Source organism: Psychrobacter glacincola, assembly GCF_904846215.1.
In the GTDB taxonomy this organism is placed as follows: domain Bacteria; phylum Pseudomonadota; class Gammaproteobacteria; order Pseudomonadales; family Moraxellaceae; genus Psychrobacter; species Psychrobacter glacincola.
On record NZ_CAJGZK010000007.1, the window covers coordinates 142,617 to 152,465 of the forward strand.

Genomic DNA, 9,849 nt, shown 5'->3' on the forward strand with positions numbered 1-9,849 from the left:
CGCCGTACATAATGTGTCGATATTACTTTTCATTGACTACACGTACTAAGAAAAGCCTGCTAATGTGATGTTAACAGGCTTTTTTTGGCGCTTTAAGATGTCTTTAAATATAAAGCTTAATAGTTAGCAAGGACAGATAGTAGGTTACCAACTTTATCGAGACATTCTTGATATTCAGCATCGCAGTCAGAAGCAACGGTGATGCCGCCGCCTGCCCATAAACTGACTTGTTTGCTATTATATGCTGTGCTGGTCGCTTGCAATGTACGAATCAGTACATTCCACTGACCACTGCCATCAAAGTTCATATAGCCCATAGTACCGCAGTAAGCCCCGCGCGGCGCGACTTCTAATTCTGAAATAATCTCCACCGCGCGTTTCTTTGGCGTACCAGTAATAGAACCTGCAGGCAAACAGCCGAATAACACACTTAACGGATGAGTATCTGTCTTTAGCTCGGCAGTAATGGTGCTGACCATATGATGAACATTACTAAAGCTTTCAATCGCAAATAGCTGTGGCACTTTCACGCTACCGATTTTGGCATATTTACCCAAGTCATTACGCAACAAGTCCACAATCATGACGTTTTCGGCACGGTCTTTTTCGCTATCGATTAACTGCTGCTTATAATTATTATCTTGTTCGGTTGTTAAGCCACGCGGCATCGTGCCTTTAATCGGTTTGGTACGTATATGATGCTTACCTGTTTTATTGTTTTTGCTAAAGGTAAAAAACAGTTCAGGCGAACAGCTGAGTAATTCAAACTGACAGTTTGACGTATCTGTTTGGCTTTTATAATCAAAAGTATTAGTCGCTACATATCCTGCAAAGGGCGCTTGAGTATTAGCGTGCAAAGCAGGTAAATAGTCGATGAGGCTTATGTCTGATTTATCGTCATAAGCGCTTAAATAGCCATTCCATAATTGAGTCAAATTGATTTGATAACAATCGCCTTGCTGTAAGTAGTTTTGCGTTTGATGAAACGCCTGCTGATAATGCTGCTTACTCCACTGAGCTTCTAGTAATAAAGGTAGCGTTTTATTCGCTCGTTTTTTAGTTGCACCTTCATTTAATAGGTGATTATCCAAACTATCTAAATAAGATATCAGCACTGCGACTAATGAATTTGTCTCCTGCTGAACTGAGCTGTTATCGGGATTACTATCATTAGTTACCTTTAGCTGCCAGATTTTTTGCTCAGCGTTTGCCATTAGATAAATATCATAATGTCCTAGTAGCGCACAGGGCTGTGCTGCCCGCTCAATATTGGCGGTTGGACTGAGCTCATGAGCCGTCATGTCATAGCCGATGAAACCTATCAATCCATGATGATAATGCGGCAGCTGATTATCCTGATTTATTGAGAGTGAGTCATCGTTATTGTTGTTATTGTCATAAGCTTGACTGTAGGCAATCAATTCGTCCTGCCAGTCGCTATAACTGATATATCTTGTGGCAGCTGCGCTATCACTGGCATTATTGCTATAAAGGGCAACATTTCCACGGCATATTTTTTTGACTTTATAAAGACCTACCTGCTTAGCGGAATACGGTGTTTCATCAGCCACAGGATAAACACACCAGCTCGTCTTTGGTAATAAGCCAATGACTGCTTGCCCGTCATTATTGAGCCAAATCAATTGCCAATTTGCCGTATTATCCTGCTCTAGCAAATGTCGCTGTAGTTGCGGCATCAACTCTGTGGCAGATAAGTCACCAAATCGCCAGCTCGTTTTGCTAGCTGGCGGTAGGGTAGAGTCTGTCTGTGCCATGATATCAGAAGGTAGTACAACCATAGCCTAGGCATCAAACTTTTTGATGATTAATGTCGCGTTGGTACCGCCAAAGCCAAAGCTATTGCTCATAAGCGTTTCAAGCTTAACCTCACGCTTTTCAGTGACGATATCAAAGCCTTTGGCAGCCGGATCTAATTCTGTAATATTGATACTTGGGGCGATAAAGCTATCTTGTAGCATCAGTAGGCAATAAATCAGCTCTTGCGCACCGACCGCACCCAAGCTATGTCCTGTCATGGATTTGGTTGAGCTAATCGCAGGGACTTTACTGATGTCATTATCAAATACTTTGGCAATGGCTTTAAGCTCTGTGATGTCCCCAAGTGGCGTGCTGGTACCGTGGCTATTGATATAATCCACGCTTTCTAAACCAGCTTCAGCAAGTGCCAGCTTCATACAGCGTACTGCGCCTTCACCGCTTGGTGCGACCATTTCTGCGCCATCAGAGCTGGCACCATAACCGACGATTTCAGCTAAAATATTGGCACCGCGTGCTTGGGCATGTTCTAAGCTTTCAACCACCACCATCGCACCGCCCGCAGCAATGACAAAACCGTCACGGTCTTTATCATAAGCCCTTGAGGCAAGCTCTGGGGTATCATTATATTGAGTACTGACTGCGCCCATGGCATCAAACATACAAGACTGGGTCCAGTGTTCTGCTTCACTACCACCAGCGAGTATCACATCCGCTTTACCCAACTGAATCAGCTCGGCAGCATGACCGATACAATGCGTCGAGGTTGCACAAGCTGAGGTCAACGAGTATGAGATGCCTTGTATTTTTAGACCGGTAGCAAGTGCCGCTGATACTGAGCTGCCCATCGTTTTTGGTACTGCCATCGCACCAACGCCGCGCAGCCCTTTTTCTCGCATGGCGTCTATTGCATTGGCGATATTTTCTGTTGACGCGCCACCTGAGCTGGCGACTACGCCCACACGAGGGTTATTATTGATGGTTTCCAAAGAGAGTCCAGCGTGCTCAATTGCACTCAATGCACTAACATAAGCATAAAGGCTTGCGTCACTAAAAAACCGTTTTAGTTTGCGGTCAATAGCCGAGGTATCAAGCTGTGAGTGATCAATACTGCCGCTGACCTGTGATTTGAACTCGTGCTCAGCATAAGAGTCGTTAAATGTGATGCCAGAGCGTCCTTGTTTAAGAGCCTCTGTGACAGTAGCCAAATCATGTCCGATACAAGAGACAATCCCTGCTCCAGTGATAACAACGCGGCGCATACAATATTCCTTATTAGTAATGATTTTTGATAATTACTTTTAATCATCGTTCTCAAATATCTATCTTTACCATATCACGTCACACCTCTCTATCTCTGATAATAAATGTGTTGTTATATCAAGGCATCTAAATGCTAGAAGCAGCCTCTAGCATTATCATCGATTCATAATAGGATAGATAAAGAGTGCGGGTAAATAATGGTACAAGTGTACTTTGAATTATGGCATATGATAGCGTATCGAGGTGGCAAAATGTTTGAGCAAATGCAAAATAATCATAAAACTTGGCCGATTAACCATCATTGTTATTCTATAGCTTTTGTAGTTTATTCTTAAGAGATAGATGATGAGGACAATGCACGTCATGGTACAAAATTTTTTAATATCAACTGATGCAATAACTTGACTATGATGGTTAAGTGATCATCGACTAATGACACTTTTAGATACAAAAGGGCTGATAGCGATAACATTGTTCGCACTGACACTCACAGTAGGGGTTCGCTAGAATGGCAAGCAGCGTACTACTATATAAGCAAGGCTATTATAGCAGCACTTTAATTAATGGTGCTTTAATACCCAGTACTTTAACCACGGTTACTTTATAACAGTTACTTTACAACAAATACTTTATAACAGACATCATATTAAGGATATTAAGATGGGAAAGCGTAGCACTTTATCTAAAGGTATCAGTACGGTTGGGTCTTTCACTCGTGGCAATCTAGAGCGTATTGGCGCCATGATTGATAGCGCGAATGCAAAAACTGGCAAACCGCGTCAATTTAAGGCAGTAAACTTAGGCGATGAGGATTACCAACAAGATTTGTTTCGTGAGCAAACCTTAAAAGCAACACAGCAGTTACTAGGTACGCGCTTTGCCGCTTATGGTAAATATGCCAAAAAAGTCGTACCTAACAGTTTTTTTGAGTCGACTATTGATGGTGCTTTTGCTCAAATTGCTAAGCTTGCCGACAATTGGAGTCAAATTGACTTACCCAATCAGCACCGCTTTGCCAATATTGCCAGTCTAGACGATGAGCAGCGTTATGCGCTAGCAACTGATATCGCCAATCAAAACCGTGCTTTAGCCACGCTTGGCGGTATTACAGGTTTGGCAGGCTTACCGGGTTTGCTTGCGGATACCTTATGGTTATTATTGGTGTCTTTGCGTACCGTTTATCAATTGGGCGCTGTTTATAACAAGCCATTGACTGGCAAACAAGGGGTCAAAATGGCGTATGAGTTACTGGCCAATGCCGATCTCAGCAAAATGCAAGAGAAGCAAGCGCTACTAGCAGGTATTGGTATCGGTAAAGGCTTGCTTGATAGTGCCCAAAGCAGTGGTTTGCACAATGAGCTCAAAAACTTAGGTTTACAGAATAAAAAGGTTAACTTTTATGCCGAGCAAGTTGACAGTATTGCCAGTCAGGTCGGTATTGATTTGGATCAAATAAACTTAGTATGGATACGCCGATTCCTGCCAGCCACCGCCGTTATCGTCGGTATGCGCTATAACAGTCAGCTGATTGACGAGGTCATTGGCGTTGCTCAAGCAACCTTTGCGCCAGAAGCCAAACTTGCCAATCGTGCTATCACTGATGACAGTAGTAGCGAAGTAAAGGTGAGTAAAGCAACGGGTAACAATGAGCACAAAGAAGATAAAGCTCAAGCTTCAAAAAATACGAAGTCAGATGAGAGTACTACAGAAGATACTCAGAAAAAAGCTGACGATAAGCAAGCTAGCCAAAAGAGAGCTGAAAGTACCAAGGATGAGATGCAGGGTAGTGCAGATAAATCTTCTTACAGCAAATCAAAAAAAACGGCTACTAAGTCGAGCAAATAACAAGCTCTTAGGAGTTGTTGATTACTTTGTTTTAGCAAATTGAAGCGCTACGTATTTGCTATTTATCTTTAATGTTGGCGATATCGGCTTACTTCTCTTGAATAATAAGACGATATCGCCATATAGTTAAAAGAGACGACTTTTTAATTTCTAAATATCCTATCTAAACTGTGTATTCATCTACTTTTGATACCGTATTTAGTTGGCGGTTTTTTCGGTTATGCCGTCAAAAACAGATAAAGTGGTATAGTGGTAGACTGAATACATATCTATCCGCTGCTGTAAAGTCCAACTGCTCATAAGTGGTTGAAATAGCAGCAACAAGTCTTTATAATACACTGTCCTAAAAATGGGTGTACCAAAATCTGTCGTTAAAGTCAGATGGATGGTGCGTTTCCCTATTTTTTTGTTTTTTACCAAACGGGAGAAGGATGCCTCATGGCAACAACTAACCAATTGATTCGTAAAGGTCGCAAAACCATCAAGGAAAAGTCAAAAGTTCCTGCGTTGGAAGCGTGCCCACAACGTCGTGGTGTATGTACTCGCGTATATACTACTACCCCTAAAAAACCTAACTCAGCCATGCGTAAAGTATGTCGTGTACGTTTGACTTCAGGTTATGAAGTATCAAGCTACATCGGCGGCGAAGGTCATAACCTACAAGAGCACAGTGTTGTTCTTATCCGCGGTGGTCGTGTAAAAGATCTACCAGGTGTACGTTATCACACCGTTCGTGGTGCACTAGATTGCGCAGGCGTTAAAGACCGTAAGCAAGGTCGCTCTAAATATGGTGCTAAGAAACCTAAAGTTTAATAACCAATCGTTATTAAATGAGTTTCTTTGTATCAAACATTAACTGTGCATGGATCTGATGTGAGTGATTTTTGACCAAATGAGTCATTAACCTTTATCACACACCGCCATGCAGTAAGGCTGACTGACAACTCGATATAACGCCATCCAATATTAATTGGTGCGAGATTGTGAATGTCAGACACTCCTGAAGAAAAGGATATTTATTATGCCAAGACGTCGCGTCGTTGCTACCCGTGAGATCCTACCGGATCCTAAGTTTGGTAGCCAAACTGTTGCAAAATTCATCAACCATGTCATGAGTCATGGTAAAAAATCTACTGCTGAGCGTATCGTTTACGGTGCACTTGAGACAGTAAGCCAAAAGCGTAACATTGAAGATCCAGTTTCTTTCTTTGAAGAAGTATTGGAAAATGTTCGCCCAATGGTTGAAGTAAAAGCTCGCCGCGTTGGTGGTGCAACCTACCAAGTACCAATGGAAGTACGCCCCTCCCGTCGTACTGCCTTGGCTATGCGTTGGTTAGCTGAAGCTGCTGCAAAGCGTTCTGAGAAATCAATGGCTTTGCGTTTAGCTGGCGAATTGAATGATGCTGCTGACGGTAAAGGTAATGCCATGAAGAAGCGTGATGAAGTTCACCGCATGGCAGATGCTAACAAAGCATTCTCTCATTACCGTTTCTAAGCTACTCTTAATTAAGCTATTCTTTTAAATATAGCTTTTTAAAAGTAGTTTTGGATGACTGGTGTATACCAGTTATCCAGATGTAATTTATTCTATTGATTGTCGCCATTGTTAATAAATGATTTGCTTGTATTTATCGAAAGATAATAACAGAGACGCTCATTTTAGATGGCGGACATCTGTCAAGATGCTGTTTTAAACAGGGATGCTACTCTGTAAAGCCTATAAAGCCTGCACAGAAGATTTCCTGGATTTGATGCCGCACTATTCTTAGTATTTACTCTTTTTTGTCCGTATTAGGTCCAATAATTAGTAATATTGCAAAGCAAAGTGGCTTTGCCATAGAGTAGAGGTAGAGACACAACACATTAATATATACACGAATTTCCCTAGGAAAACACTATGGCTCGTAAAACTCCCCTAAAGCGCTATCGCAATATTGGTATCTCTGCGCACATTGATGCTGGTAAAACGACCACTACTGAACGTGTTTTGTTCTATACCGGTGTTAGCCACAAGATTGGTGAAGTTCATGATGGCGCAGCCACCATGGATTGGATGGAGCAAGAACAAGAGCGTGGTATTACTATCACCTCAGCGGCGACAACTTGTTTTTGGTCAGGTATGGCAAAACAGTTTGACGAACACCGTATCAATATCATTGACACCCCAGGTCACGTTGACTTCACCATTGAAGTTGAACGTTCTATGCGTGTACTTGATGGCGCTTGCATGGTTTACTGTGCAGTAGGCGGCGTTCAGCCACAGTCTGAGACCGTATGGCGTCAGGCAAACAAATATAAAGTGCCACGTCTTGCATTCATTAACAAAATGGATCGTGTTGGCGCTGATTTCTACCGCGTTGTCGAACAAATCAAAACTCGTCTAGGCGGCAAGCCAGTACCATTGGTTATCCCAATTGGTAAAGAAGACGACTTTGAAGGCGTTGTAGATCTAGTAACGATGAAAGCCATCTATTGGGACGAAGCGTCTCAAGGTATGGAATATGATGAGCGCGAAATCCCAGCAGAACTACAAGAAAAAGCGGAAGAGTATCGCGAATATCTGGTAGAAAATGCGGCTGAAGCGACAGAAGAGCTCATGAATGAGTATCTTGAAAATGGTGAATTAACCGTAGAGCAGATTAACGGCGCTATTCGTCAATTAACCATTGATAATGAAATCATTCCACTACTTTGTGGTACTGCCTTTAAAAACAAAGGTGTACAGAAGATGTTGGATGCGGTTATTCAATATCTTCCTGCACCAATGGATGTACCTGCTATTAAAGGTATCCTTGATGACAAAGATGAAAGTGAAGGCACTCGTGAAGCATCAGACGAAGCACCGTTCTCAGCTTTAGCATTCAAAATCATGAATGACAAGTTCGTTGGTAATTTAACCTTCGTTCGTGTTTATTCAGGCGTTCTTAAGCAAGGCAGTAGCGTTTATAACCCAGTAAAAATGAAGCGTGAGCGTGTTGGCCGTATCGTACAGATGATGGCAAACTCACAAGAAGAGTTGCAAGAAATCCGTACTGGTGATATCGCAGCCTTGGTTGGCATGAAAGATGTGACCACTGGTGATACGTTATGTGATGAGCAAAATGTTATCACTCTAGAGCGTATGGAATTCCCAGATCCAGTCATCAGTCTAGCGGTTGAACCTAAGACCAAAGCTGACCAAGAAAAAATGTCAATTGCTTTGGGTCGTCTGGCGAAAGAAGATCCATCGTTCCGTGTACATACTGACGAAGAGTCTGGTCAGACTATCATCAGTGGTATGGGTGAGCTGCATCTTGAGATTCTTGTTGACCGTATGAAGCGTGAATTTGGTGTAGAAGCCAACATCGGCGCGCCGCAGGTTGCTTATCGCGAAACGATTCGTAACACTGTTGAACAAGAAGGTAAATTTGTACGTCAAACTGGTGGTCGTGGTAAATTCGGTCACGTTTGGTTACGTCTTGAGCCTATGGACCCAGCTGGCGACGTGTTGTACGAGTTTAAAGAAGAAGTGGTTGGTGGTACGGTACCAAAAGAATTCCACGGTGCGGTTGATAAAGGTATCCAAGAGCGCATGAAAAACGGCGTACTTGCTGGTTACCCAATCGTTGGCGTAAAAGCGACTTTGTATGATGGTTCTTACCATGATGTTGACTCGGATGAGTTATCATTTAAAATGGCTGGTTCTATCGCTTTCCGTAAAGGCTTCATGGCTGCAAACCCAACACTACTTGAGCCAGTAATGAGAGTAGAAGTTGAAACGCCTGAAGATTACATGGGCGATATCATGGGCGATCTTAACCGTCGTCGTGGTATGGTTCAAGGTATGGAAGACTTACCTGGCGGCACTAAGCAGATTAGTGCTGAAGTACCATTAGCAGAAATGTTTGGCTATGCCACGCAAATGCGCTCAATGTCACAGGGCCGTGCAACTTACTCTATGGAATTCCAAAAGTACGCTGAAATTCCAAAATCAGTTGCAGAAGCTATCATCTCTAAATTCAACAATAAAGATGATGACGAGTAAGCAAAAATCTATCGATAATGGCAATATAGGGCATATCTCTATATTGTCAGTAGATAATCGAGCAATAATTGGTTAAAAGACTTGTTATTGCTCGTGATTTTCTTATAATATCTGCACATTAGTATGTGCACCCTTTTAACAGTTATCTTAATGTGGTCAGTATTCGCTTGATTACTTTATATACATTAAGCATTTGACCCCAAAAAAAGAGGAAATACCCATGGCAAAGGCCAAGTTTGAACGTCTAAAACCCCATGTTAACGTCGGCACCATCGGACACGTTGACCACGGCAAAACCACCCTTACTGCTGCTATCGCAACCGTAGCTGCCAAAACTTCAGGTGGCGAAGCCAAAGACTACGCGTCTATTGACTCAGCACCAGAAGAAAAAGCACGTGGCATCACCATCAACACCTCACACGTAGAATATGACACCGCAGCACGTCACTATGCTCACGTTGATTGCCCAGGTCACGCCGATTATGTTAAAAACATGATCACTGGTGCCGCCCAGATGGATGGTGCTATTTTAGTAGTATCAGCCACTGACGGCCCTATGCCACAAACCCGTGAGCACATCCTGCTTTCACGTCAGGTTGGCGTACCATACATCGTCGTATTCATGAACAAATGCGACGTTGTTGATGACGAAGAATTGCTTGAGCTAGTAGAGATGGAAGTTCGCGAATTATTAAGCGACTATGACTTCCCAGGTGACGACACCCCAATCATCAAAGGCTCAGCCACTGAAGCCCTCAAAGGCAACGACGGCAAATACGGCGAACCTGCTGTCGTAGAACTGCTACACATTCTAGACACCTACATCCCAGAGCCTGAGCGTGACATCGACAAAGCATTCCTAATGCCAATCGAAGACGTATTCTCAATCTCAGGTCGTGGTACCGTTGTGACTGGCCGTGTTGAATCTGGTATCGTGAAAG

7 protein-coding genes are annotated in these 9,849 nt (G+C 42.9%); 5 read left to right on the plus strand and 2 right to left on the minus strand.

Features of this window, described 5'->3' with window-relative positions:
• Positions 1 to 116: 116 nt before the first annotated feature.
• Together JMW90_RS06300 and JMW90_RS06305 are read right to left on the minus strand one after the other, a co-directional pair.
• Positions 117 to 1,799, minus strand: coding sequence for an anthranilate synthase component I family protein (locus tag JMW90_RS06300; protein WP_201562302.1), 1,683 nt, complete (start codon positions 1,797 to 1,799; stop codon positions 117 to 119).
• A 3-nt stretch (positions 1,800 to 1,802) separates the two neighbouring features.
• Positions 1,803 to 3,038, minus strand: coding sequence for a beta-ketoacyl-ACP synthase II (locus JMW90_RS06305; RefSeq protein WP_201562304.1), 1,236 nt, complete (start codon positions 3,036 to 3,038; stop codon positions 1,803 to 1,805).
• Positions 3,039 to 3,699: 661 nt separating this feature from the next.
• Here JMW90_RS06305 and JMW90_RS06310 point away from each other — a divergent pair.
• The 5 genes from JMW90_RS06310 to JMW90_RS06330 form a co-directional block, all read left to right on the plus strand.
• Complete coding sequence (locus JMW90_RS06310; protein WP_201562306.1) at positions 3,700 to 4,884, plus strand: EcsC family protein; 1,185 nt, start codon at positions 3,700 to 3,702, stop codon at positions 4,882 to 4,884.
• Positions 4,885 to 5,322: 438 nt separating this feature from the next.
• Positions 5,323 to 5,697 (plus strand): 30S ribosomal protein S12, encoded by a 375-nt coding sequence (rpsL, locus tag JMW90_RS06315; protein ID WP_011281154.1) that lies wholly within the window; start codon positions 5,323 to 5,325, stop codon positions 5,695 to 5,697.
• A 208-nt stretch (positions 5,698 to 5,905) separates the two neighbouring features.
• Complete coding sequence (gene rpsG / locus JMW90_RS06320) at positions 5,906 to 6,379, plus strand: 30S ribosomal protein S7 (protein ID WP_011514497.1); 474 nt, start codon at positions 5,906 to 5,908, stop codon at positions 6,377 to 6,379.
• Positions 6,380 to 6,781: 402 nt separating this feature from the next.
• The gene (fusA, locus tag JMW90_RS06325) at positions 6,782 to 8,908 is read left to right on the plus strand and encodes an elongation factor G (protein WP_201562308.1); all 2,127 of its coding nucleotides are present in this window, start codon (positions 6,782 to 6,784) and stop codon (positions 8,906 to 8,908) included.
• A gap of 220 nt (positions 8,909 to 9,128) precedes the next feature.
• The coding region (locus JMW90_RS06330) for an elongation factor Tu (RefSeq protein ID WP_201562309.1) at positions 9,129 to 9,849 on the plus strand (721 nt) is incomplete at its 3' end.

What these genes read in the sequence shown, in the direction of transcription:
- JMW90_RS06300 (WP_201562302.1), bottom strand. Translation starts at nt 1,799, where the DNA reads ATGGTTGTACTACCTTCTGATATCATGGCACAGACAGACTCTACCCTA.
- JMW90_RS06305 (WP_201562304.1), bottom strand. Translation starts at nt 3,038, where the DNA reads ATGCGCCGCGTTGTTATCACTGGAGCAGGGATTGTCTCTTGTATCGGA.
- JMW90_RS06310 (WP_201562306.1), top strand. Translation starts at nt 3,700, where the DNA reads ATGGGAAAGCGTAGCACTTTATCTAAAGGTATCAGTACGGTTGGGTCT.
- rpsL (WP_011281154.1), top strand. Translation starts at nt 5,323, where the DNA reads ATGGCAACAACTAACCAATTGATTCGTAAAGGTCGCAAAACCATCAAG.
- rpsG (WP_011514497.1), top strand. Translation starts at nt 5,906, where the DNA reads ATGCCAAGACGTCGCGTCGTTGCTACCCGTGAGATCCTACCGGATCCT.
- fusA (WP_201562308.1), top strand. Translation starts at nt 6,782, where the DNA reads ATGGCTCGTAAAACTCCCCTAAAGCGCTATCGCAATATTGGTATCTCT.